17 protein-coding genes are annotated in these 25,339 nt (G+C 43.7%); 5 read left to right on the top strand and 12 right to left on the bottom strand.

The genetic code is table 11. The features are described 5' to 3' along the window. Positions 1–23: 23 nt before the first annotated feature. Both sufB and KIH87_RS19390 read right to left on the bottom strand, forming a co-directional pair. Entirely contained in the window at positions 24–1,460 is a 1,437-nt protein-coding gene (sufB, locus tag KIH87_RS09445) for a Fe-S cluster assembly protein SufB (RefSeq protein ID WP_232361285.1), read from the bottom strand. A gap of 389 nt (positions 1,461–1,849) precedes the next feature. After that, complete coding sequence (locus KIH87_RS19390; protein WP_269751487.1) at positions 1,850–1,978, bottom strand: hypothetical protein; 129 nt, start codon at positions 1,976–1,978, stop codon at positions 1,850–1,852. A gap of 39 nt (positions 1,979–2,017) precedes the next feature. On the opposite strand from KIH87_RS19390, the gene moeA reads away from it, so the two are divergent. Together moeA and KIH87_RS09435 are read left to right on the top strand one after the other, a co-directional pair. Further along, entirely contained in the window at positions 2,018–3,274 is a 1,257-nt protein-coding gene (gene moeA / locus KIH87_RS09440) for a molybdopterin molybdotransferase MoeA (RefSeq protein WP_232361284.1), read from the top strand. Positions 3,275–3,324: 50 nt separating this feature from the next. Continuing rightward, positions 3,325–4,689: an MATE family efflux transporter gene (locus KIH87_RS09435; RefSeq protein ID WP_232361283.1), complete on the top strand. Its 1,365-nt coding sequence runs from the start codon at positions 3,325–3,327 to the stop codon at positions 4,687–4,689. 156 nt (positions 4,690–4,845) lie between these two features. On the opposite strand, the gene KIH87_RS09430 is transcribed toward KIH87_RS09435, so the two are convergent. From KIH87_RS09430 to KIH87_RS09410, 5 genes are all read right to left on the bottom strand, one after another. Beyond that, positions 4,846–7,137: a xanthine dehydrogenase family protein molybdopterin-binding subunit gene (locus KIH87_RS09430; RefSeq protein WP_232361282.1), complete on the bottom strand. Its 2,292-nt coding sequence runs from the start codon at positions 7,135–7,137 to the stop codon at positions 4,846–4,848. Between the two features lie 14 nt (positions 7,138–7,151). Then, positions 7,152–7,643 carry a (2Fe-2S)-binding protein gene (locus KIH87_RS09425; protein WP_232361281.1) on the bottom strand — a complete coding sequence of 164 codons (492 nt, stop codon included), beginning with the start codon at positions 7,641–7,643 and terminating at the stop codon, positions 7,152–7,154. Between the two features lie 30 nt (positions 7,644–7,673). After that, positions 7,674–8,294 carry a nucleotidyltransferase family protein gene (locus tag KIH87_RS09420; RefSeq protein ID WP_232361280.1) on the bottom strand — a complete coding sequence of 207 codons (621 nt, stop codon included), beginning with the start codon at positions 8,292–8,294 and terminating at the stop codon, positions 7,674–7,676. Next, the gene (locus KIH87_RS09415; protein WP_232361279.1) at positions 8,284–9,261 is read right to left on the bottom strand and encodes an XdhC family protein; all 978 of its coding nucleotides are present in this window, start codon (positions 9,259–9,261) and stop codon (positions 8,284–8,286) included. The genes KIH87_RS09420 and KIH87_RS09415 overlap by 11 nt, the downstream gene beginning before the upstream one ends. 388 nt (positions 9,262–9,649) lie before the next feature. Beyond that, the gene (locus KIH87_RS09410) at positions 9,650–10,177 is read right to left on the bottom strand and encodes an SRPBCC family protein (protein WP_232361278.1); all 528 of its coding nucleotides are present in this window, start codon (positions 10,175–10,177) and stop codon (positions 9,650–9,652) included. 431 nt (positions 10,178–10,608) lie between these two features. On the opposite strand from KIH87_RS09410, the gene KIH87_RS09405 reads away from it, so the two are divergent. The 3 genes from KIH87_RS09405 to KIH87_RS09395 are packed head-to-tail and all read left to right on the top strand — an operon-like array spanning position 10,609 to position 18,145. Further along, positions 10,609–11,685 (top strand): efflux RND transporter periplasmic adaptor subunit, encoded by a 1,077-nt coding sequence (locus tag KIH87_RS09405; protein WP_232361277.1) that lies wholly within the window; start codon positions 10,609–10,611, stop codon positions 11,683–11,685. Between the two features lie 14 nt (positions 11,686–11,699). Beyond that, the gene (locus KIH87_RS09400; RefSeq protein ID WP_232361276.1) at positions 11,700–15,056 is read left to right on the top strand and encodes an efflux RND transporter permease subunit; all 3,357 of its coding nucleotides are present in this window, start codon (positions 11,700–11,702) and stop codon (positions 15,054–15,056) included. Further along, positions 15,053–18,145 (top strand): efflux RND transporter permease subunit, encoded by a 3,093-nt coding sequence (locus KIH87_RS09395; protein WP_232361275.1) that lies wholly within the window; start codon positions 15,053–15,055, stop codon positions 18,143–18,145. The genes KIH87_RS09400 and KIH87_RS09395 overlap by 4 nt, the downstream gene beginning before the upstream one ends. Positions 18,146–18,204: 59 nt before the next feature. Here the strand turns inward: KIH87_RS09395 and KIH87_RS09390 are convergent, their stop codons facing one another. The 5 genes from KIH87_RS09390 to KIH87_RS09370 all read right to left on the bottom strand — a co-directional run bounded on the left by KIH87_RS09390 (position 18,205) and on the right by KIH87_RS09370 (position 25,313). Continuing rightward, complete coding sequence (locus KIH87_RS09390) at positions 18,205–19,770, bottom strand: methyl-accepting chemotaxis protein (RefSeq protein WP_232361274.1); 1,566 nt, start codon at positions 19,768–19,770, stop codon at positions 18,205–18,207. 17 nt (positions 19,771–19,787) lie between these two features. Beyond that, on the bottom strand, positions 19,788–20,321 hold the full coding sequence (locus KIH87_RS09385) for an SCO family protein (RefSeq protein WP_232361273.1): 534 nt from the start codon (positions 20,319–20,321) through the stop codon (positions 19,788–19,790). A gap of 274 nt (positions 20,322–20,595) precedes the next feature. Next, positions 20,596–23,853, bottom strand: a complete 3,258-nt coding sequence (locus tag KIH87_RS09380) for an SdrD B-like domain-containing protein (RefSeq protein WP_232361272.1) — start codon at positions 23,851–23,853, stop codon at positions 20,596–20,598. A gap of 110 nt (positions 23,854–23,963) precedes the next feature. Then, positions 23,964–24,629, bottom strand: a complete 666-nt coding sequence (locus tag KIH87_RS09375; protein ID WP_232361271.1) for a fimbrial biogenesis chaperone — start codon at positions 24,627–24,629, stop codon at positions 23,964–23,966. 144 nt (positions 24,630–24,773) lie between these two features. Then, complete coding sequence (locus KIH87_RS09370) at positions 24,774–25,313, bottom strand: hypothetical protein (protein WP_232361270.1); 540 nt, start codon at positions 25,311–25,313, stop codon at positions 24,774–24,776. Positions 25,314–25,339: the final 26 nt, after the last annotated feature.

Raw genomic sequence — 25,339 nt, 5'->3', positions numbered from 1 at the left:
AGAGGCGCTTTATCTGTGAGTCATTAGCCCACAGAACCTTCAAGGCTAATCTCAAGTAATTTGCCGGCTTCAACAGCAAATTCCATCGGGAGTTCTTTGAACACTTCTTTACAGAAGCCATTAACAATCATGGACACCGCTTTTTCAGCATCAAGGCCACGTTGCCTGCACAAAAACAGTTGTTCATCACTCACTTTGGAAGTAGTGGCTTCATGCTCAACAATGGCAGAAGGGTTACGACTTTCAACATACGGGAAAGTATGGGCTCCGCACTTATCACCGATTAACAGTGAATCACATTGGGTAAAGTTACGAGCGCCTTTAGCGGTAGAATGCATTTGCACCAAACCACGATAACTGTTGTTGCTACGCCCTGCCGAAATCCCTTTGGAAATAATGGTGGATTTGGTGTTCTTACCAAGGTGGATCATCTTGGTTCCGGTATCGGCCTGTTGTTTACCTCGAGTTAATGCAACCGAGTAAAACTCACCGACACTGTTGTCACCTTTCAGAATACAGCTCGGGTATTTCCAGGTAACGGAAGATCCAGTTTCCACTTGCGTCCATGAAATCTTGGCATTGGTATAGCAAACACCACGCTTGGTTACGAAGTTGTAGATACCACCACGGCCTTCTTCATCGCCCGGATACCAGTTCTGCACGGTGGAATACTTGATTTCAGCATCGTCCAACGCTACCAATTCGACAACCGCTGCGTGTAACTGGTTTTCATCACGTTGTGGCGCAGTACAACCTTCCAGATAGCTGACATAGCTGCCTTCATCGGCGACGATAAGCGTGCGCTCAAACTGCCCGGTGTTTTGTTCATTGATACGGAAATAGGTAGACAGTTCCATTGGGCAACGCGTGCCTTTGGGAATGTAAACGAAAGAACCATCGGTAAACACGGCGCAGTTTAACGCTGCGAAATAATTGTCATGTTGAGGAACCACTTTCCCCAGATACTTCTTCACCAATTCAGGATATTCGTGAACCGCTTCGGAAATCGGGCAGAAAATCACGCCCGCTTCATGTAACTTTTCCTTAAAGGTGGTCACCACCGACACCGAATCAAATACAGCATCAACAGCCACCCCGGCCAACATTTGTTGCTCAAGTAATGGAATACCTAACTTTTCATAGGTTTCCAATAGCGCCGGATCCACTTCATCCAGAGACTTGGGCTTGTTTGCCATGCTTTTAGGGGCTGAATAATAAGAAATGGCCTGGTAATTGATCTTGGGATAATCAACGTGAGCCCAATCTGGCTCTTCCATTTTTTGCCAAATGCGAAACGCCTTGAGTCGCCATTCCAGCATCCACTCAGGCTCGCCTTTAATCTCAGAAATGCGTCTTACGACGTCTTCATCCAGACCAGGGGCAAATGTTTCTGATTCGATATCGGAAACGAAACCGGCTTCATATTCCCGGTTTAATGCTTGTTCTATTTGGTCTGTCATGCTTTTTACTCAACGAATCTACAGTCAAATCAGTTTTCTACTCAATCTATTTCCGTTTCTATCATCAATAGAACGGAAATGATCGCCTAGATATAATCTTAGCTTTCTTACACACTTATACTGCCCTACCTACCCTGCACTTTTACTGGCAGCCTTATTAATTAAGGTAAAGATAGCGTTTTTAACAGGCGCAATGGTAAAGTACCTGAGTATTTTACTCAAGTATTTACCCGACAAATTTAGTCAAGTATTATTCGTTCGGGTATCAGCCCGGCCTCTCTAATGAATTCTCTTACAGATCACCAGACTTTATATCAATGCGCAAGCGGCGACGGATCCTACTATAAACCCCTCTGAAACTCTATTCGATTAGACTATTTATGGCCGAATTAAGCGATATGGCTGGTATTTTCATCACTCATCATCACAATCAAATTAGCAGACTCGCGTGATGACAAGTTTTCCTTGTTTTCCAAAGCATTTTTCGCAACACTGCGCGACCCGACTATATCAAGCAAAAGAATTCAGAATAAAAGCCACATTCAAAGGTCACTGATATGTTTCATTGCGACACTCCCGGATTACTTCCCATTGCACAAGCGCTAGAAGCTCAATTAAAGACAGTGCAACCAGTAACGGAAACCGAAACCATTGCTATTCACCAAGCATTGGGGCGTATTGTCGCAACATCAATCAATTCACCTATACCCGTGCCTTTGGATGATAACTCTGCGATGGATGGCTTCGCATTTAAGTTTCCAGAAAATAGTGCTGATGGTAATGATGACAGCCCAAGCTTTGAATTAACTCTTATCGGAGAATCCTTTGCCGGGCATCCCTTTTCAGGCTCTATCACCGACGGCCAGTGTGTACAAATCATGACTGGCGCAGTGATACCTCAAGGTGCCGATACTGTCGTGATGCAAGAGAACATAACTCGAATCGACGAGGATAAAATTCGCATTGACCACATGCCTACAGCACAACAAAATGTGCGCTTTCGCGGCGAAGATATCTCGAAAGGCCAGGAAGTGGTGGCAACAGGAGCGCGATTAACGGCTGCGCATTTGTCGCTATTAGCGTCTGTCGGTGTTGCTGAAATAGATGTATTTCGTAAACCTCGTATCGCTGTCATTGCCACAGGCGACGAACTTAAAGCCCCGGGTCAACCAGTCAATACGGGCGAGATTTACGAAAGTAATCGCATTGGTTTAATTGCCATGTTGCAGAAACTCAATGTCGACATTGTAGATATGGGTACTTTGCCCGACGATAAAGAAATCATTAAAGCCGCGTTTGAAAAAGCGGATCAAGAGTGTGACTGGGTCATTTCCTCCGGTGGAGTATCGGTTGGAGAAGCGGATTACGTAAAAGAAGTGTTAGCTGAACTAGGGCAAATAGATTTTTGGAAAGTGGCGATAAAGCCCGGTAAACCTTACGCTTTTGGTAAATTGCCAAATAGTCTTTTTTCTGGCTTGCCCGGAAACCCGGTTTCATCCTTCGTCACTTTCATGCAATTAGTTGTGCCAGTGTTAAGAAAATTGGCAGGCGAACAGCACAAAGCACCTGTTTACTTAAACGCCGTCGCGATTCAAGCCATATCAAAACGCCCCGGTAGAGCAGATTATCAACGCGGGAAATTTTTCGTTGATAATCATGGTCACATACAGGTCTCGCCACAAACCAAACAAGGCTCGAATATGATGAGCAGTTTTATTGATGCGAACTGTTTCATCGTATTAGAACAGGATAGAGGCTCAGTCCAACAGGGTGAAAAGGTACAAATCCTCCCGTTCGATGCCATATTACAGTAGTGGAAATATTAACGAGTGTTATTCCTTAAATAGCGCTTTAGAAGGACTCAATGATTAAATTATCTGAAGTAAAATGCTTGGCTAAATTAGCTTGGCCATTACTTATTGCTCAAATTACCCAAACATTAATGGGCGTCTCCGACACCATTATGGCGGGTCGAGTGTCTTCTACCGACATGGCAGCAGTTGCGGTGGCATCCAGTATCGTGTTTCCCATCATGGTATTCCTGCAAGGGATTATTTTGGCGTTACCGCCGATTATTTCTCGCTTAAATGGAGCGCAAGACAAAGATGCCATCCCCAAAGCAGGACATCAGGCATTCTGGCTATCCATCTATTTGAGCTTGCCCGTGTTTTTGTTGTCATTCGTTACCAACTCATTAGTTGCCCCCATGACCATGGAACCCGCATTAAAAACCATCACCGCTGATTATCTCAGCTACGTGTTTGCTGGCATTCCAGCATTTGTGTTTTATCAGGTTTTACGTCAGTACGGTGAAGGGCTTTCTATCACCAAACCCAGCATGATTATCATGGTTATTGGATTGATCGTTAACATTCCTGCCAACTATGTATTTATTTATGGCAAGCTTGGCGCACCAGCGTTAGGTGGTGCAGGCTGTGGAGTGGCGACAACTATTGTATTTTGCGCCATGTTAACAGCTACCTGGTTATATACGAAATACGCAAAAGCGTTACAAGACTATCCCTTCTTTGGGCACCTTCATCCACCTGAATGGCGTGAAATCAGAAAAATATTAAAACTGGGCGTGCCGATTGCCTTTACTCTTCTGTTTGAAATTACCTTGTTTGCGATCGTAGCGATCATGTTGGCGCGTTATGGCTCGGACGTGGTTGCGGCGCATCAGATTGCGCTAAACGTCAGTTCAATCTTCTTTATGATCCCGCTGAGTATCGGCATGGCAACGACAATACGTATCGGCTATGCACTCGGTCAGGGAGATAGCGCTCTGGCTAGTACCACAGTTTATAGCGCATTAATATCGGGGTTATTGCTCGCTGGTATGAATGCAACGCTTTGCTATATATTGCGCTACCCCATCTCGGAACTGTATAGCACGGAACCCGAAGTCATAGAGATGGCTGCTCAGCTAATGTTTTTAGCGGCGATATTCCAATTCTCAGATGGAACACAAATTATCGCGGGTTGTGCTTTAAGAGGCTACAAAGACACCAAAGCCATGTTCTACTTAAGCTTTTTGTCTTACTGGATGATAGGTTTACCAACCGGATACATTTTAGCGATGACAGACTGGATAGTACCGGCAATGGCGGCGAAAGGATTCTGGATTGGTTTTATTGTTGGCTTGACCGCAGCGGCGTTATTGTTAGGAATGAGACTGTTGTGGACACAGCATAAAGTGAAAACAACCTCTCAGCTTGTTTATCCCTGAATCTCTCTGACTATCTCTAAATAATAGCCTAATTGCACTTTCATTCTGATTTTGCAGCAAAGTGTATGCGATTTATACGAAGCAGAGGCTGTGTAGCATAGCAAGAACTATGTAAACAGCCGATAATGAGGTAGAAATCGCATACAAGCGCTGCAGCTAAACCTTCATATGATGCCTAATCGGCAACGCCCTAATTCGCTTACCACAGGCATGAAAAATCGCATTGGCAATCGCCGCAGCAACCGGTGGAGTACCCGGCTCCCCGACTCCGCCCGGTATCGCATCAGACTCAATAATATACGTCTCGACAATCTTCGGACTTTGATTCATACGCAGTACGGGGTAATCATGATAGTTAGATTGCTCAACTTTACCTTGCTTAAAGCTAATCTCGCCTAACAGCGCAATAGAAGCACCAAACATCATCGAACCTTCCTGTTGCGCCCTGACTCTGTCAGGGTTAACAACGGTTCCAGCATCTATCGCGGAATGCATTTCAAGAATCGAAGCCTTATCATTTTCAACCTTCACTTTAACTGCAACAGCAACGTAGGTGACAAAACTGCGATGAACGCTAATGCCCCAGCCTTCATTTTTAGCAACCGCCTTATTCGCCCCCGACTTTTCGACAACAGTACGTAAAACCTGCTTTAAGCGCTTGGTATCAATGGGAAAATCATCCAGTGATTCACCATAGTTGGTAAACTCAAAGCCTTCCGCTTTCGGGTCAACATGACGATCAGAGCCAATAAGCTCCATCCACATATCATAGGTTGGCTTTTTCGCCGCATGCGCCACTTCATCAACAAAAGAACCTAACGCAAAAGCATGATGAATATTGCTTACAGAGCGCATCCAACCAATACGGGTATGAGCCTTGGCTTTATGGGATTCACAAGAAAGATGCGGTAAATCAAAGACTAAATCACCAAAGCCCAACGATAATTCTGAAACACTCGGTTCGTCTGTTGTTCCGTCAAACGTCCAGCTGATACTCGGAAAGGCGCTACGCTGGATCCAGCTATTTACCTTGCCTTGCGCATCCAGTCCGGCTGCGTAATGCTGCGCACTAATAGCATGATAATAACAATGCTGAATATCATCTTCGCGTGTCCACACCACTTTCACAGGCTTACCAAACTGCTTGGCTAACATGGCCGCTTCAACAGAGTAATCCGGCTTGGATTTACGACCAAAGCCACCACCTAGCAAAGTGACATGAACCTTAACCTTTTCGGGTGGCACACCCATGATCTGAGCAACCGTATTTTGCGTTGATTGGGGCGTTTGAGTACAAGCCCAAATTTCAAAATAACCGTTTTTATATACTGCGGTGGCTGCTGGCGGTTCCATGGGTGCATGAGCCATATAAGGTACGCTATAGCTGGCATTGACCGTCGTATTCGCATTGGTCATTTCCTGGTAAGCATCACCTTTACTACGCACAACCTTACCTTTTTGCGTCAAATTCTCATGCAGTGCTTTTTGGTATGCAGACGAATCGTGGCTGTCGTTTTCACTTTCAGTCCAATTTACCTGTAGCTTATTTCGCCCTTGAATAGCAGCCCAGCTATTGTTAGCGACAACCGCAATGCCCGCCAACGGCTTAAAAGAAAAGGGTTTTTTAGCTTCTGGCATTTGCCACACATCAACGACATCCTTTAGCTTTTTACTTGCTGTAGCGTCGTAACTGGCAACATTCGCTCCCACCACAGGGGAACGAGCGATGCAGGCATACAACATGTTATCGAACTGTATATCTTGCCCAAATTCAGTCTTACCCGTTTGAATGTCTTTCATATCGACAATGGGCATTTCCTTGCCGATATATTTAAACGCTGTTTTGTCTTTTAATCGGATAGTTTCTGGCTTGGGTACTTCCAACGTTGCGGCAATATTCGATAATTGCCCATAATCAAGGGTTTCACCTGATACTTTATTGCTAACAATACCGTTTTTAGCTTCCACCTGAGACACATCCACTTTCCAGGTATTCGCGGCGGCTTGTTCCAGCATCATACGCGCGGAAGCGCCCATTTCGCGTAGAATCTTGTAAAAGCGACGAACGGAACGGGAACCATCGGTATTTTGGCTACCATAACGCTTGTCAGCCAAGCCTTGCACCACATTCACCAAATCCCAATTGGCTTCCATTTCATCTGCTACGATTTGCGGCAATGAAGTACGCACACCTTGCCCCATTTCCGAGCGATGGCAGACAATATTCACAACACCAGTTGGCTCAATGCTAACAAACATATTCAGCTTGTTGGCTTCATTTGGAACAGTGCTAGAAGCAGCAAAAGCCTGATTCGCGCCGGGCAAACTGGTTGCCAACACAAGCCCGGTAGAACCTACGCCCAATAGCTTCAAGAAACTTCGACGGCTGACATTTTCGATCGTGCTATTTAAACGATTCTCAGTATTGCCAACTGATGAGTTGGACATAAATAATGATTCCATCATGATTTTGCCCCCCCTACTTCACGTATTTCTATATTCGTACTCGCATTGGCTGCTGTTTTAATGGCCGACTTAATACGGTTGTAAGTACCACAACGACAGATGTTTCCTTGCATAAAATTATCAATCGCTTGATCATCAGGATTAGGGTTTTGCTGTAACAAAGCAACGGCGCTCATGATTTGACCCGACTGACAATACCCGCATTGAGGAACCTTATGCGCTTCCCACGCCTGTTGTACAGGATGCGAGGCATCTTCCGCCAACCCTTCAATGGTCGTGATTTTTCGACCTTGGGCAGCTGAAGCCGGGAAAGAACAAGAACGCATGGGTTGACCGTCAACATGAATGGTACATGCACCACAAATGCCCTGTCCGCAGCCGTACTTGGTGCCTGTCATTTTCAATACGTCCCGAATCACCCATAACAGTGGCATTTCCGGATCAACCTCTACACGAATGGGATTGCCATTCAGGGTAAAATCTATCATTGCATCTCCTTGTATAAACCCTTTCACCGATTAATTTGTTGCCACCCAGTCAGCAAGTTGCGCCTGAGTGTCAATGTCTATTGCCGCTTCTGGCATAGCAAATGCCAAAGCCTTATTTTGTTGTTTTTGTTCTTGCAGAATCACTTTCGCTCCACGCTCTCCAGAAAGTGCCTGCAAGGCAGGAAAACTCCATCGAGGAAAAACAGCGGGAACGCCTAATGTATTGTTATATTCAGCCGAGACAATCTTGTCATTGTTGAGACGACTAAACTGCACCAGTTCATCAATATGATTTGACGTTAACGCGACTTGATCCGCCAGAACAATCATCACATGACTAACGTCTAATGTTGCCAAATACGATAGACTTTCACTGATGCTAGTCCCCATTCCCAAATGCCAGTCGGACACATCAATCGTTTGTATTTCATTAGAAAGCACGGCTCTCACATTTTCTTTATTTGCACCAAGCGCAATATAAATATCGTCTCGCTGAAAACATTGGCTCTCAACAAGCGCTGTAATCATACGATTCAACATGGGCTGTTGATGCACGTCTGCAATCTGCTTCGGGCTACCAAATCGACGACTTTCTCCAGCAGCCAACACTAATGCCAACATTCTGCCTGCGTTTTGGGTTTTAACCTGCACTCAGTGGCTCCCCGCTCGCGCCATAAATCACCTTATGTATCTCGGATACAGCCGACAAGGCGATTGACTCAGGAAGTTCTCCACCAAGACTCAGTCCCATAGGATTCCATAATGGCTTCACCAAATCCGAACGAGTCATTTGCAATACATCCAGTACCTTTTCGGTGCGGTGTTTTGGCCCCAATAATCCAACATATTCAGCATTAGTGGATTGCACCAGTTTCAACGCTTGAGCATCCTGATTGATATTGTGAGTCATAATAACGGCAGCACGCATCTGCGATATCCATTCAGCTCCAGCAAGCTGTTCGGGCTGCTGACGAATAATCTGCTTACAGCCGGAAAAGTATTTCTCTCTGGCGTAACCGGTTCGGTGATCGATCAAATAAACATGCCAACCCAACGTTACCGCCATTTCAACAATCGGGCGCGCATCGATGCCGCCGCCAAAAACTGCAAGAGAAATAGGTGGTTTATGAATAGAAGAAAAACTATTTTGCTGGCTGTGAGAAAATTGATTTGGGATATCTAGTGTCAGCGTATTTCGTGGAGATAAAGCGGATAAATCCTGATGATAATGAACACAATGCCCCGCATCCAACGCCTGTTTCATTGCGATTAATTCAAGATAATTATTTTCTGCGCTGACGGGTTGCAGCAGAATTTTAACGCGACCACCACAGCCCAAGCCTAACTGCCATGCCAGGTCATCCTCTTCGCGCATATCATACTCAATAATGATATTGCCAAGCGATTCCCAGCACTTTCTGGCCTGTCGCATGATGTCAGCCTCAAGGCAACCACCACTTAACAGGCCACGGTATTGGCCCAGGCTGTTGATTAACATCATAGCGCCCGGCTTTCGATACGAAGAGCCCTCTGTTTCTATGATGGTCGCCAACACCCATTCCAGTTGGTCTTTTTTAGGCTCCCATAAGGAGAGCAGATCCCATATATGATTCGCCATTAACGACTAATATTTCCCTTGGCACTACCCAAAAACGAAGAAAAACCAACTTCACAATATTTGAGAAAGAAACTCAACTGATTCTTTACTATGACACGTTAAGAGTTCACTTTTATGCGTCAAATAACGCATACAGGCTACACTGGCTTTTATTTGTGGCAAAGTGTATGTGATTTCTACAAGGCGTAGTCTGTGCAGCATAGTTGACTATATAAACAGACTAAATAGCTGTGTTTAATTGTCAGTCACCCATAGAGATTTATCGCAAACTCGCCGTGGATACTTCCATGTAGGCTCCACAGCCGCTTCGTCGATTCATCAAGTGAAAAGCAGGGCTGAGGGTTTGCTTCTAATTCTCTACAGGTGACTGATAGTTTGGAACAGGTATTTAGTCTTCCGCGACTCTTCTCAAGTTAATCAAACCCGCTTCAAAATCAGGGCCGATCATATCATCAATAAACAAGATGAAAATTCTGTTCAGTGGATTTCCCTTTACTTCACCGGAATCAGACCAGGTTACAAGGGTTTTATCACCTTTAGCCTCAAGCACTAATTTACCTTGTGACTGCATATCAAAATCAGGAAATACCAATTTATACTCCAAGACGGTATCTGGCACTACTTTGGTAATTTCCATATAGCCTGAACCTTCTTTTTCACTTACCCACTCAGACTTCATACCAACCTGATTGTCAGGGCCTGAATAAGTCATCTGCATTTTCGGATCACGCTCATACCACACGCCCCATTTTTTCCATTGCTTTAAATCAACAATGTAAGAAAACACCTTGTCCGGACTAGCATTTATCTCTAGAGAACGTTCAACTTTAAACGCAGGGGATATTAGAAAGCTTGCGCCAAAGGCGATAACGACAACAATCACTGTGGCATACAGTGCTTTTTTAAGGGTTTCCATGAATAGTTCCTTGCAGCATTTGCTAATGCGGGTGGCATTAGCAGCAATTTATGAATTGCTTAACAAGATAAGTTAAGTCACATGATAATTAAATAATTTTTACCATTGCTAACAATTTTGCCATCAGCCTATTAAAGGCAAGTAAGATAGTTGTGAAAATGTCCTTCGAGCATTAAAGAAATTACCTTACCCAATTATTTTTAATGAATTAGCCAATATTTAGTAATATTCACCACACCCGGTGATACATTTAACTAAAAAGACATCCAAGATAGTCTTAACCATATGTTTTTAATGATTTTTTATCTTGGCACACCACATGCTTTAGCTTGCCTGATATGTCAGCCTGAAATGTAAAATTAAATGTCTGTGTGAGACTTACACAAAAGATTCAGGCAAAATAAATTCCAATTACACATGCGGGGATAACAATGCGTCAGCAAAACACTTTGAAATGGATTAGATTAACAACCGGAGCGGTATTAATAGGTAGTGCAGTACTATTGAGTGGTTGTATGGATTCGGAAGCAGATAACAAAAATAAGGAAGAAGTAGAAGTTATTGCTGTACCCGTTGAAGTTGCCCAGTTACACACCGGCGATATTTCCTCAAATTATGTAACAACCGCCGTTTTAGAAGCCAAAGAAGAGGCCTTCGTGACGGCTAGAGCGTCAGGCATTATCGAAGAAATATTGGTTGAAGAAGGCGATTACGTTGAGAAAGGCCAGGTACTCGCCAGACTGGAACAAGAACGTTATATCCTTAATTTACAGCGAGCTAAAGCTGATTTGCTAGGCATTCAAAAAGAACTGGATAAAGTCGATAAGGTATACAACAAAAAGCTTATCAGCGATGACACGTTCGATAAGTTAACGGCACAGTTTGAATCGGCCAAGGCAGGGGTCTCGCTTGCTGAACTGGATTTAAAAGAAACCACCATCATTGCACCCATTTCTGGTTTTATTGCAGAACGTAATGCCAAAGTCGGCAACCTGACCGAATCATTCCAACGTCAACGCATGTTCCATGTTGTACAGCAAAAAGAATTGTACGGCATTGTTCACTTACCAGAAAAAGAACTTCCCAGAGTACATGTTGGTCAACATGCGTCTTTGCAATTAACCGCAATCAATGAAGAGAAAGTCACAGCCGTAGTAGAACGTATCAGCCCGGTTATTGATGCTGAAACAGGTACGTTTAAAGTTACACTACGCGTACCTAATGAACATAACACGCTGAAAGCAGGTATGTTTGCTCAGGTTAAACTTAACTACGATACCCATCAAAACGCTCTATTATTACCTCGCCGAGCCTTATTACATATTGATGACCAAATTAATGTATTTACCGTTAAAGATGGTAATGCTCAGAAAGTTTCAATTAGTATCGGCTACGAAGAAGGCGACTATGTAGAAGTCACAAAAGGACTGAATGGTGACGAGCAAATCATTGTTACCGGACATCAGAACTTAAAAGATCAGGCACCAGTTGAAGTTGTTAACGGATAATCTGGAGTCAGATCATGAGTATTGTAGATATCTCGGTCAAACGACCGGTTACGATCTGGATGTTCACCTTTGCCGTTTTACTATTCGGCATGGTGTCCCTATCCAGACTATCCATCAATCTATTGCCAGAGCTAACCTATCCTACACTGACCATTCGCACAGAATATACTGGTGCAGCACCGGGAGAAGTAGAACAGCTGGTATCCAAGCCTATTGAAGAAGCCATCGGTGTTGTTAAAGGCGTTCGGGATGTTAAATCCATCTCCAAAGCAGGACAATCCGATGTGATCATGTCCTTCGAATGGGGAACCGAAATGGATATGGCAAGCCTGGATGTGCGCGAAAAACTGGATGTACTTCGCCTCCCATTGGATGTCACCAAACCTCTATTATTACGCTTCAACCCCAATATGGATCCGATCATGCGATTTGGTCTGGGTGCAGTATTAACAGAAGCAGATAACAGCAACTCAAAATCTGATAACGATGTCCCTACTGAATTTGCTTCTTTAAGTATTGATGGCCTTAAGAAACTACGTGAATTCGCTGAAGAACAATTAAAACGTAAACTGGAATCCGTTGAAGGCGTCGCTTCTGTAAAAATTGGCGGTGGATTGGAAAAAGAAATTCAGGTTCTGATCGATCAACAGAAAACCAGCCAACTCAATATCAGCATTGAACAAATCGTTAATCGCCTAAAAGAAGAAAACGTAAACACCGCGGGTGGACGACTTCAGGATGGATCACAGGAATATCTGGTTCGTACATTGAATCAGTTTAAAACCTTAAGAGACATGGGCGATGTATTTATCGCAACCCGTAACGGCAAACACATCAAATTGTCTGATATTGCTGAAATTCAGGATAGCTATAAAGAGCGTAGCTCCATTAACCGCTTTAACGGTCTGGAAGGCGTTGAAATCGCCATCTATAAAGAAGGTGATGCCAATACGGTACAAGTCGCTGAAAACATTAGAAAACGTCTGGAAAAGATACAGCCGGATATTCCAAAGCAATATCAGCTACAAATCGTATCAGACCAATCAACCTTCATCGCCAGCGCGATTGATGAAGTAAAATCAGCAGCCATCATTGGTGGTATTCTCGCCATGATAGTGTTGTACTTCTTCCTGAAAAATATCTGGTCAACACTTATCATCTCTATCTCTATTCCGGTATCAGTGGTTGCTACATTTAATCTGATGTACCGCAATGATATCAGCTTAAATATCATGAGCTTGGGTGGTATCGCCCTGGCAATCGGTTTGTTGGTAGATAACTCTATCGTTGTATTAGAAAATATTGATCGCCACAAAAAACAGCGCCCAGACGAAGTTGATGCAGCAGCGTCTGGCACCAAAGAAGTATCTACGGCAATTATCGCCTCAACATTAACCACGATCGCCGTGTTCTTCCCTCTGGTATTTGTTGATGGTATCGCAGGTCAGTTATTCAGCGACCAAGCCTTAACCGTGACTTTTGCTTTAGCGGCATCCTTACTGGTTGCACTGAGCATTATTCCAATGATGTCAGCGGCTGCTATTCGTGCCAAACAGCCCGACACTTTGGACTTAGGGCCATCAAGAAACAAAGGTAAACCCACCTCTAAACTGGGTTTAATCGCTTACTATGTGTTATTTGTGCCTAAATATTTGATACTGGCCGTTTTCTACTACCTTCCTTTAGCCATCACGACTGTAATAACCACCCTATTCAGAATATTGAAAAAAGTCTTTGGTATACTGTTACGCCCTGCATTAGTGGCCTTTGATGCGCTATACAACTCATTAGAGAACCTTTATCAATCAGCGTTAAAACGCTCTTTGAATAATCGCATCGCCATCATGTCTGGTATCGTGTTATTAGCATTAGCCTCGTTGTTATTTATTCCTCGCTTAGGTATTGAGCTTATTCCTGATATGTCTCAGGGCGAGTTCCACGTTGAAATCAATATGCCAACCGGCTCGCCATTAGAACATACCGACGAAGTGCTGGCAGGATTAGCCAAATATACGAATGCATTGCCTAACGTTGACCGTTCATTCTCTCTGGCAGGTACAGGAAGCTTAATGAACGCATCACCAGCTCAAGGCGGTGACCACTGGGGTAAACTGAGCGTTGTGATGAAAGACGGCTCTGCGCCAGAAGATGAGTTAGCAACCAAAGCCGCTATGCGTGAATATTTGCGAACTCAACCAGGTGTACAGGCCAAATTCGGTAAATCAGAGCTATTTTCCTTTAGCACACCATTAGAGATTGAACTCATTGGTTATGACTTAAATGTACTAAGTCGATATGGCGAAAAGCTGGTTGAAAAGCTACAAGCAAACGACCGTTTTGCCGATGTAAAATCTTCCCTGCAATCAGGTAACCCTGAACTGCGCATCCACTTTGATCATGCCAAATTGGCACAACTGGGGCTTTCTGCGCCTACCGTATCGAAGTTGATTGCAGCAAAAGTCGGTGGTGAGAATGCCAGTAAATACTCTATTGAAGATCGTAAAATCGACATTCTGGTACGTACTCAGGAAGAGCAACGTGATTCTCAGGCTGATATTGCCCAAATCATTGTTAATCCTGGTGCAACCCGCCCTATTACGCTAGATGCCGTTGCCAGCATAGAAACCGCTATTGGCCCAAGTGAGATTACCCGCGTAGGTCAAGAACGTGTTGCCATTATCTCAGCGAACCTGGCTTATGGCGATTTGGGTGAAGCCGTATCAGTGGTGAAGCAAATCATTCCAGAATTGCAGCTTCCCGGAAGCATGTCTGCACGAGTCACAGGTCAGAATGAAGAGATGGAAGTCTCCTTCCAGTCACTAAAATTCGCGCTGATCCTGGCAGTATTCATGGTTTATCTTGTCATGGCGTCACAGTTTGAATCCCTGCTCCACCCCTTCCTGATTTTATTCACTGTACCTTTAGCTTGTGCAGGTTCCATTTATGGCTTGTATTTGAGTGGTACAACAGTCAGCGTGGTGGTCTTTATCGGTTTGATCATGTTGGCGGGTATCGTGGTAAACAACGCCATTGTTTTGGTTGACCGTATTAACCAAAACCGCGAAGCAGGTGTCGAAAAGGCACAAGCCATATTAGAAGCCGCGCAAAGCCGTCTACGCCCAATTCTCATGACAACCTTAACCACAACGCTGGGTTTATTACCCATGCTAATGGGCTTGGGTGACGGTGCAGAGCTACGTAAACCCATGGCGGTAACGGTTATCTTTGGTTTGTTGTTTGCCACCATGCTTACGCTTTTCCTCATTCCGATTTTATACAGCTTGTTTGACCGTAAACACTATGTCAGCACCCCTGATAGCGTCCCTGGCAATAACGTTGATGGATACAGCAACGGGGAGCAGGAAGCATGAGTGAGAATAAAATCACCTCCTTCGGTGAGGGGCTAGCCAGTTTCGCACTGAAACGCCCCGTTACCGTAACCATGGTTTTCTTTTCCATGCTGCTGCTTGGTATTATTTCCAGCCGCTTGTTGCCGTTGGAACAGTGGCCGGGTATTGAGATCCCACAGATCTTTATCGAAATCCCCTATCAGGATGCCACTCCAGTGGAAGTGGAGACCATGATCACACGTCCGGTCGAAGAAGCATTAGCCACCATGGCCGGCATTAAGCGCCTGAATTCAACGTCCAGCGACAACCGGGCTCAGGTCAACGTTGAATTTGAATGGAATGAAAATATCACTGCCAAAAGTATTGAAGCGAGAGAGAAAATCGACGCTATTCGACACCTGCTACCGAACGATGTCGAACGTATATTTATCTATCAATTCAGTACAGGTGATATGCCGGTTTTCCAAATTCGGGTTTCCAGCGAACGTGATTTATCCAACGCTTATGACTTGTTAGAACGTAACCTTAAAATCCCCCTGGAACGCGTAGAAGGCGTATCCAAAGTGGAACTTTATGGATTACAAAAGAAGCAAATTAGTATTCGTATCGATCAAAATCAGGTAACAGCCCTGAAAATCGACTCAAACCAATTGGCTCAAACACTCAGAGAAGCCAATTTCTCCATGAGTGCCGGACATATCAATAATGGTTGGGAAGAAATTGATATCACACCTGTCGGTGAATATCGCAGCTTGCAGGAAATCAAAGACCTATATGTGACGAAAGGAATACGACTAGCAGAAATCGCCGAAATTAAATATGAAAAACCTCGTCGTGAAGAAGGTCGTCATCTGGATCGTACGTTTGCCGTTGGCTTTAATATCTTTCGTGAATCAGGTAGTAATTTGGTTGAAGTCTCCAATCGCGTTTTAAAAGTGATTGAGGAAGCCAATGAAAACCCGGCATTTGAGGGTATTAAGCTGCTTATCATGCAAGACGAAGCCGATACCGTGACCACCTCACTAAATGATCTGTTGGAAGCCGGCATGTTAGGCGCACTGCTCTCCTTTTTAGTGCTTTACGCCTTTTTACGCCACTTCCCCAGCACCATGATAGTGGTGCTGTCAGTGCCCTTCTCTATCTGTATCACGCTGGGCTTTATGTATTTCTTTGGCTACAGCATTAATATTCTGTCGCTAATGGGATTAATGCTGGCAATCGGAATGCTGGTCGACAACGCCGTGGTTGTTACCGAAAGTATCTATCTGGAAAAAGAACATTATCAGGACTCTAAGCAGGCAACCATCATGGGTGTTGGCAAGGTCAGCATTGCGGTGATTGCCGGAACCCTGACCACAGCCATCGTATTCCTGCCCAACATCGTTGGTTCCAAAATCATGGTCACTATCTTTTTGGAGCACGTTGCCGTTGCCATTTGTATCTCGCTGTTCGCGTCATTACTCATCGCTCAAACTCTTATTCCGGTATTAGCAACACGCATTCATCCTAAAAAACGGAAAAAGAAAAACGACTCAGGAAAAATCAAAGAACGCTATCAACGCGCTTTGGAATGGAGTTTGAACAATCAAGGTAAAACCGCAGTCATCGCCGTTCTTATGCTGATAAGCACAGCCATACCTATGCAATTTGTGCAATTCGACGAAGAACAGGATGAAGGCAGCAAACAGGTCTGGTTGAATTACAACATCCAGGGCAACTATTCACTGGAAGAAGTTGAGAAAACCGTGAATAAAATGGAAGAGTTTCTGTATGCCAATCAGGAACGCTTTTATCTTAAGTCTGTTTACACCTATTACACCTTTGGTCACGCAGCATCAGGCCTCACCTTACAGGACAACATTCCTATCGGATTGAAAGAACTGAAAGAAATGATCAAGAAGGAAATGCCCACCTTTGTTCGTGCCAAACCCACGTTCCGCTGGTCAGAAGGTACTGGAGGCGGCATTAGAATGACCTTGTTGGGGCAATCATCTGAAACACTAATTTCAATTGCAGATCAGTTAGTACCCGTATTAAGCAATATCGAAGGCTTAACGGATGTGCGACCTGATATCGACAGTAATCAGAAAGAACTGCAAATACTGATCGATCGTCAAAAAGCGTTCCGATTTGGCCTTAATACACAAGAAATATCCAGTATTGTGGCAATGGCACTTAGAGGCAGTAACCTCAGAACATTCCGTCATGGTCTGAATGGTGAAGTGGATATTCGAATGCTGTACAACGAGTCATTGCAACATTCGATTGAAGAATTGCGTAATCTGCCAATTAAACGCAATGACGACCAAGCCATTACTCTGGACATGATTGCCGAAATTAAAGTTGTGGGACGATTAGGTGAAATACGCCGTTATTATCGCCAAACTGCCTTGGCGATTGGTGCGAATCTGGAAAAAGACGCCACTGTCGAAGATGTACGTAAGAAGATCGAAGCGATAATGAAAAATATCGAACTTCCAACAGGTTATGAACTTAGCTTGGATGGCAGTTTTAAAAACCAGATGGAAGCCGAATCCGCCATGATGACCAACATGTTATTGGCGTTATGTATGATCTATGTGGTTATGGCGGCTCTGTTTGAATCGCTACTGCTGCCCACTGCCGTTATCACATCGCTGATTTATTCATTTACTGGCGTATTTTGGGCCTTCTTCCTCACCGGAACGTCCATGTCGATTATGGGTATGATCGGCATGTTGATCCTGATGGGAATTGTGGTCAACAACGGCATTGTATTAGTGGATCGCATAAATCAGTTGATTCAGGAAGGCTACAGCGTTCATGAGTCGATAATCCAAAGCTGTCTTACTCGTACTCGCCCTATTTTAATGACGGTACTGACAACAATATTGGGGCTTGTACCATTGGCATTAGGCGGTACACAGCTTGGTGACGATGGTCCGGGTTATGCACCTATGGCAATCGCCATCATTGGAGGCTTGACCTTCTCAACGCTGACCAGCCTGTTTTTGGTGCCATTGAGCTATTTACTACTGTTAAAACTCCGTAGAAAAACAGCCAACATGATCCAACAAGGTAAGCAACTGGCCTCCAGAGTAATTGCAGATAGTCAGCCAAACGAAAACTAACCATTAAAAAAGCGCTACTGCCGAAGCGGTAGCGCTCTTTCATCTAAAAACATCCCGTATTAATGCAATTGATACTTTTGCAGTAAAGAATCAATATCATGGGATAGTTGGCTCAGTTTCTCTGCTTTTTGTCTACTTAATCCGGCGTCAGATAAAAACGATTCTGCAACATCCTTGATATCAGAAGTATTACGATTAATTTCGTTAGTTCCCATTGTTTGTTGCTCTGCCGCAGAAGCGATCTGAGCCGCCATATCACCAATGCTTTTAATACTACGGGAAAGCTCATCAAAACTAACCGCAACGGTATTAGCGTCACTAACACTGGTTTCTGTCAATTCCGTACACTCTCTCATATTCCTTACAGCTGAATTGGTCGACGATTGGAACGCATCGATCATGGCCGAAATTTCTTCGGTAGAGCCATGCGTCGCTTGCGACAACACTCTTACCTCATCAGCCACCACAGCAAAGCCTCGACCTTGTTCACCCGCCCTGGCAGCTTCAATAGCAGCATTTAATGCAAGTAGATTGGTCTGCTCTGAAATACCTCGAATAGTCGCCACAATGCTATGGATTTGGGCACTGCTTTTTTCCAACTCGGCAATGTTTTCAGCCGCCACAGATACTCGATTAGCTAATCGTTCAATAGCAACCTTAAAATTGCTAGACAAATCACGCCCGGAATTACAACTTTGAGAGGCTTGAGAAATGGATTGAGCAGCATACTCAGCATTATTGGCTATTTCCTGTGTTGTCGCAGACATCTCATCCATGGAAGTGGCCACCTGAGCTATCTGCGCTTCTTGCATATGAGCTTGAGACTCACTGTGCTTTGCCACCTCAGCCGATAAAGTCGACTCATCACGTAAAGTTTTGGATATATCCGATACCATAACGAAGAATTCGTTCAACCCTCTCAGGAAACGATTAACTCGGGATACCAATTCAGAATTACTATGGCTTTCCGCTCGAACGGTCAATTCTCCTTCAGCGGCTCTTTCAATGGCTGCAATAACACTCCGATTCTCAAGGAAACTAATATTTCCCTCGTAGATATAGTAAGTGGCAACAGCCGCACCAATTAAAGCCAATATGACGTGATAAACCAGAGGTGCAAACAAGCCCCACTCCGTTTCCATCCCCCAGGAAAATACAGTAATAGGGGTATTTCCAACCTCAATACCATAATACTGACAATAAGAGGTTAATAAGTGATGCACAACCGTAAGTAAGACCAAAAGCACTAAAGGCAAAACATCACGATAACGAATTAAAATGGCAAAATTAAGGAAAAACAGGAAATGCCCCTCACCTAAACCATTCGACTGCTGGATGGTAATTGCCATCATGCCTGTCAGCGCTGTCGCCATAGTTAATCGCGATAGCAACGTGCCTTTCAAAAGCTTGTAGGTAAAAAAGCTCAGGGCTGCGATCGCCCCGCCACCTACAATCCCAAGCATAAAATAACCATACTGAAAGGATGTGACGCAGCTTACCAAAACCGCATAAGCAACAATCGCTCCGAGGATAACTTTATCCGCCTTTTCAAAGTCTTGAATAAAATCTTCCCGTAATTTTTGATTTAAATCCCGACGATAAAATACTAATAAATAATTCAGCATCACAATTTCCAATAATTCTAATGAATACTTAAATCGTCAAATAAATCATCAACATCAAAATTATTTTGACTATAAGCTTTTGTTAACCACCATTTACTTTCTTCACGTTGCAACAAATAGACTTTTCCAACATGATTAATCACTTCACCTTCCAGCCTGACATTCAGACCAAAATCCATTTTTATCAAATTAAGTTCTTCGTTTTCAGGAAAGTAACCAATAAAGGACTCATCAAACTGTTGAGCATATTCACTTGCTCGTTGTGTATTACTATGACGATCAATATCGATAAAAATAACCTGAGGATAGGCAATATCTGATTTATCGACCTGCATGAGTTTTCTTAGTATCGACATTGTCGTAGGGCATATGTCACCGCAGCCCACATAGCCAAAGAAAACAAGAACCTTAGAGCCATCTTCGCTTCCTGCTTTAAGCTGTTCAATAAAAGGGCTTTCAATTAATTTACGAGTGCTTAAGTCAACAAAAGGAACCGAAAAAACCACGGTAACCATAGAGGCGAAAATTAAAAAACCCAATAATGTCTTCATAATTTCTTTTTAACTATCCACAATGAAAGTCAAGGATTGTTATTCAGGGAAGAAGATCACTCCATCTATTACATTGTGGTACAAAAACATTAAAAACACTTAAAATCATATTGAAAATAATGTGATATATGAGGATTGATAAAATTAATTACCACAAAAATATTTTTTAGAACATTAAATCTATGTGGGGGTAATTTAGAGGTATATTTTGCTGAAAACTTAGCGAGGATTATTGATATGAGGTTTATTGATATATGGGGTTAATTAATCTGAACTACGGCCAACCACGCCACCATCCACGACGTTGTGTTTGCTTGTGAATGGTCTGCTCACAGTAATTCTGCATCTGCAATAATTCGTTTCGGGTTAATTGAGCTGGCGGCAATAACAATAAAGCATGATAGTTTTGCTCACCCACTTTACGTTGTACGACGATTAAATCACTCACCGCTTCAACCTCAGGCAGGTTAATATTGCTAACATCAGAATAAGAGCCCAACTGGCAGACGTACTTCCCGCTTAACGCTTGTAAGCGCTGTAATTTGGCCTCTTGAGTGGGTGAAGTTACAGACTTGCGAGAAGTGCTTTTTGTTTTCGATACACTCGATACCGGTTGCCCTTGTTTCAATTGAACCTGAAAAACGTTACCGGAAAATTTGCTTGCAGAAACAACAAAGGCTTTATGCAAACTGGGGACTTGGCGTATCTTGCGTAACGCCGCCATAGCCTGATTTTCTGTTGTGAAACCGGTCACAACGATATAACTCACACCAGTATCACTATTACGGAATATACGAGTTGGAAATGCTCGCCCATCAACTTGCTTGGGTAACGCCGACAATATCACTTCCGCTGATCGCGCTTTCTTAAACACACCTATTTGCACAAAGTATTCATTATCTGAAAACGGTTTACTATCTACTGTGATAGAAGCTTTATGAGCATAGTTAACCGAACCGTTCCCTTTGCTTTCATCTCCATTTCCTTCGCCGCCGCCAAGGATCATATCGGAAAGCCACACCACGTCGCCCTGTTCTGTCACGTTAATGGGTTGAGGTAAGGAACGAACATGCCAATGCTTTTGCTGCAAATACTGAGGATCAACCTGCAAACTGTATTGCCCCGGGGCAACCTTGCTAAAAGCGTAATAACCGTCAGATTCAGTAGAAACCGTAGCAATAACTTCATCGTTTTTCATTAACTGAACAGGTACACCAAGGACTCCCCGACTTCCCAGTTCCCCTTGCAAATACACACTCCCTTCCAAGTCACTGAAAGAAACAACAGGAAGTAAAATACGATTTAGCCCACCGGGATGACTTTTCACCGATAATTTTTCGTACATGGGGTATAAAAACGGGTCTTTTAATGAAGCCAGATCTACCGCAATATGCTGCTCTCCCGCCGCACTTGCGCCCGTCAAAATGGCCTGCCCATATGTATTGGTTTCGGTGTAACGCCAGTCACTATTTCCAGCAAATTTAATTTCTGGCAAGGGTTCGTCGCCTCGAGACAATCGTCCATTGCGATCTTTGTCCAGATAAGCCAGAAGGTGCAAATTACCAGAGTTCGAAGAACGCTTATGTGAAAATCTGGGCACCTGATTAACGTAGTCATAACCCATAGCAGTAACAAACCCCGCACTGACTTCCCAATCGCCATCTTCATTTACTGTAACACCTGATGTCAGAGTAAAGTGACGTGTTCTCCAGTTAAGCTGATGATTAAGCTTGTACTTCTCTGTGCTGGACGGCTGGTAGGTCAACCGGGTTATTTGAAACAAACGACTATCGGTAGCCCAACGCGCTTCAATATTACTGCTCTGAATGTCGAAATTATCAAAAGGATACCAGTTCAATCCCACAGATAATGAAACAGGTTTAAAATTATTCACCCAATACAGGCTGTTAAAAAGGCGATCAATGCCTTCGCTCTGGTTATAGGAAAAAGCACCAGAAATAGCACCATGTCCAATAGACTTGGTAACAGAGAGCAAGGCATTCAGGTTGTTACTGCTATCGCGATTAAATTGCTGAGTAAGAGAGGAACTCCAGCCAAATCCGCCCCATAAACCGGTACTTCCAGAAATTCGGGCTCGAACCTGAGAATCCAACTTGCTGCCATCAGAACGAATTTGGCTGCTAAAGTTGTCGAAATGCAGGAAATCCAGACTGATATTGTACTTATCTAACCAAAAACCACTATAGCCACCGAATAGCCCGTACCCCTCTCCCATTTCGGTTCCTAACTCCAGATTAAAAGCACCAGCACCCGCTTGTTTATATAAAGAGGTGGTCAAATAGTTCTGGGTATCGCCAGTGGTATTGTTATCCAGTGATTGAATAGAGAAACCCGCAGTCAGATCTTGAGAGAAACCGTAAGAAATCCCCAACTTACTGGCCTGAGAATAAGGCATAGTAGCTGCGTTATCTTGATCAATAATGTTCTTGCCGGGGTTAATGCTGTAGAACTCAATATCAAACTTGTTTTCAACCAGTTGGTCTTTGCCCATCTGATACGTTTGCGTTCGAATTTCTTGTTGGCCATCAGGGCCAAACAACTTCAATTCGTAACGGTTGTAACCATAAAAAGCCGGCACATTATTAAACACCAGCTGGTTTTCATTGTTAGCCGTTTGCGCCGCAATAAACTGCCCATTTCGATACAGTTCGCCACGCCATCCCGGGGATACGGTCTCCTGTAAGCTAATAGAGTTAAAGGCATTAAACTGGTTTCTATTACCTGTGTACAGATGAAAACCCGAACCAATGTTCGTGCCTGTAATCAAGTTATCCTGGGTTGTGAATATGTCTCCCAATTCATAACCAACCTGGGAAATAGAAGCGGAAGAATCTGCAACACGAAAATCTCGAAAAAACTTTAATCTCTGATTATTCGTCTCATCATTATGATTCAAACGTAATTCAGTACCTTGATACAAGGTGTCGAAATAGGCATTGAGCTTCGCGTCATAACGGCTTTCAGAGGCGGCGTTATCATAGCCATAGGACAAATTAAGGTCGACCGAAGGAAACGTCGATAGATGGTATTGATCTTCAATTAAATATTCCGGCTGAATACTGAAAAAAGGGGTGGCGGCCTGTGCTTGAGCAACATTAACGGGTTTTTGATCAACATTGGTATTTACCTTTACCAACATCTGAGAGTAGTTAACTTCTGCTTCTCCGTCGAAAAGCGCCTCAAGAAAGCTCACATCCAGATAAGTATCAAACTGGTCACGAGTCCATAGCTTGCTTTCAACATCAGCAGGAGTGAATTGCTCACTTGTTAACTCAGGCAAAAGAGACACATTTAAGCGGCATTCCAATGTATTACTGGTTAAAACCAGGTCATCACCATCCGACTCAACAGTAACGCCAATAAGGTCGGAAACCTGATTCACCGGCAGTAATACCCGCCCAGCAATGTAATAGCTATCTACGCTATGAGAGATGAAATACTTACCAATTTTCACTGCATTCACTTGCAGTTGTTCTTCGGAAGCGGGTGCATAGGTTAATTGAATGGGCAAACAGCTCTCTTCAGCCCAAACGGAAGAGGCACGCATACCTATGAGTAAAAGCAGCCCTATCAGGGCTGCATTAAATAAACGCACCATGTATTAAATAAGGATTTTGTTATTTATTTTGCTGAGAATTTGCGGGTCATCTTAATATCGCCGCCGTAATCAACCAATTCTTCATAATTAACGGTAATTTCACCGATAGCCTTTCCGTTTAATGGAACCTTAACCAAGCGTTTCTCTAGTGGTTCATAAACTGAAACGCCTTTCGTCTGTCCAATGATATCACCTTCACCATTAATCACGGTGAATGCGCCAAAGGTAGAGCGATTACCAGAGCGCTTCAACATAAGATGTAATTCATCTTCCCCTTTCTGATTTTTTACAATCTTGAAGCTATCCATACTGGCTTTGGCACTGGTTTGCCCATGACGCACAATAATCGGCAGGTTGTAGACTATTTTGGCAGCCATCATTTGAGGATCGTTCTGCAAGGCTCCCTCAATACGAAGTTGGCTACGATATTCTCCGTTTTCCAAACCAGGAGGTTTTTTAATAGTGAAACGAAGAATTTGAGAACCGCCCGGAAGTATAGAACCACTGCGAGGCGAGTAACGAACCAAGGAACGCGCTGATTTTTCCACCTTGCCTTCATCGGCAACAGGCAGAATACGCCCATCTTCCGTCATATCGACATGGTTAATCTTAACGCTGTAAACAATTGGCTCGTCAGAGTTATTCCTGATAGTCAGTGTTTGAAACCGATTATCACGATCAAAATACAATCGAGATTTATCGATCGAGAAATGAGCCTGTACGCTTGAAGATATCAGTAGCAGTAGAAAAGCAAAATATGGAAGTCTAAGCATAATCAAATCGGGTTTCTAATTTTTTGCCCAGACTACCATTTTTATCAATGAAAGCCTATCTTATTGATAAGTCACAGCTAATGTATAAGTTGTCGAATAGTTGGAACCACCGGTTAGTGCGGTCGCCACATCAAGCGTGCCATATACAGTAGCTACAATGTTCTCAGCAGCACCCGCCGTAGTTGCTAAAGGCGCAGATTGAATACCATCAGACAAGGTGGCTTCCGCACCTGCACTACCAGAGTTCATTTCAATACTGGCAGAGGCAAGGAAATCAACGTTGTTATTATCATTATCACCAGTAATGGTAATAAGCACATTGGAAGCAGCAGCCAAACCGGAAACCGTAATCTGACCGGTAGTCTGAACAGCGCCCACATTAGTGCAAGGCCCGGTTACTGAGCCGGCATTATCCATAACACATGTAGAACCCGCTGTGGGTGAGATTTGACCAAAATTAACCGCCAAATCTTCAACGAAATTTAATGCTGCGAAAGCGGTAACATTAACATTTCCGGTTGTAACATCGGCTTGTATCGAAGTGGCAGCCAGAAGTAGGGACACTGCAGATAACACCTTTAATTGTTTAGCCTTAACCATGTGAGACACCCTTTATTAACACAGTA

Origin of the sequence: Paraneptunicella aestuarii (assembly GCF_019900845.1) — a bacterium.
Lineage (GTDB): Bacteria > Pseudomonadota > Gammaproteobacteria > Enterobacterales > Alteromonadaceae > Paraneptunicella > Paraneptunicella aestuarii.
The sequence above is the reverse complement of the archived record's forward strand: the minus strand, read 5'-3'. Positions and strand labels throughout refer to the sequence as shown.

Bases quoted from the DNA above. Each gene is read 5' to 3' on its own strand.
- KIH87_RS09395 (WP_232361275.1), top strand. From the start codon at position 15,053: ATGAGTGAGAATAAAATCACCTCCTTCGGTGAGGGGCTAGCCAGTTTC.
- KIH87_RS09430 (WP_232361282.1), bottom strand. From the start codon at position 7,137: ATGTCCAACTCATCAGTTGGCAATACTGAGAATCGTTTAAATAGCACG.
- moeA (WP_232361284.1), top strand. From the start codon at position 2,018: ATGTTTCATTGCGACACTCCCGGATTACTTCCCATTGCACAAGCGCTA.
- KIH87_RS09385 (WP_232361273.1), bottom strand. From the start codon at position 20,321: ATGAAGACATTATTGGGTTTTTTAATTTTCGCCTCTATGGTTACCGTG.
- KIH87_RS09425 (WP_232361281.1), bottom strand. From the start codon at position 7,643: ATGATAGATTTTACCCTGAATGGCAATCCCATTCGTGTAGAGGTTGAT.
- KIH87_RS09415 (WP_232361279.1), bottom strand. From the start codon at position 9,261: ATGGCGAATCATATATGGGATCTGCTCTCCTTATGGGAGCCTAAAAAA.
- KIH87_RS09405 (WP_232361277.1), top strand. From the start codon at position 10,609: ATGCGTCAGCAAAACACTTTGAAATGGATTAGATTAACAACCGGAGCG.
- sufB (WP_232361285.1), bottom strand. From the start codon at position 1,460: ATGACAGACCAAATAGAACAAGCATTAAACCGGGAATATGAAGCCGGT.
- KIH87_RS09400 (WP_232361276.1), top strand. From the start codon at position 11,700: ATGAGTATTGTAGATATCTCGGTCAAACGACCGGTTACGATCTGGATG.
- KIH87_RS09370 (WP_232361270.1), bottom strand. From the start codon at position 25,313: ATGGTTAAGGCTAAACAATTAAAGGTGTTATCTGCAGTGTCCCTACTT.
- KIH87_RS09435 (WP_232361283.1), top strand. From the start codon at position 3,325: ATGATTAAATTATCTGAAGTAAAATGCTTGGCTAAATTAGCTTGGCCA.
- KIH87_RS09410 (WP_232361278.1), bottom strand. From the start codon at position 10,177: ATGGAAACCCTTAAAAAAGCACTGTATGCCACAGTGATTGTTGTCGTT.
- KIH87_RS09390 (WP_232361274.1), bottom strand. From the start codon at position 19,770: ATGCTGAATTATTTATTAGTATTTTATCGTCGGGATTTAAATCAAAAA.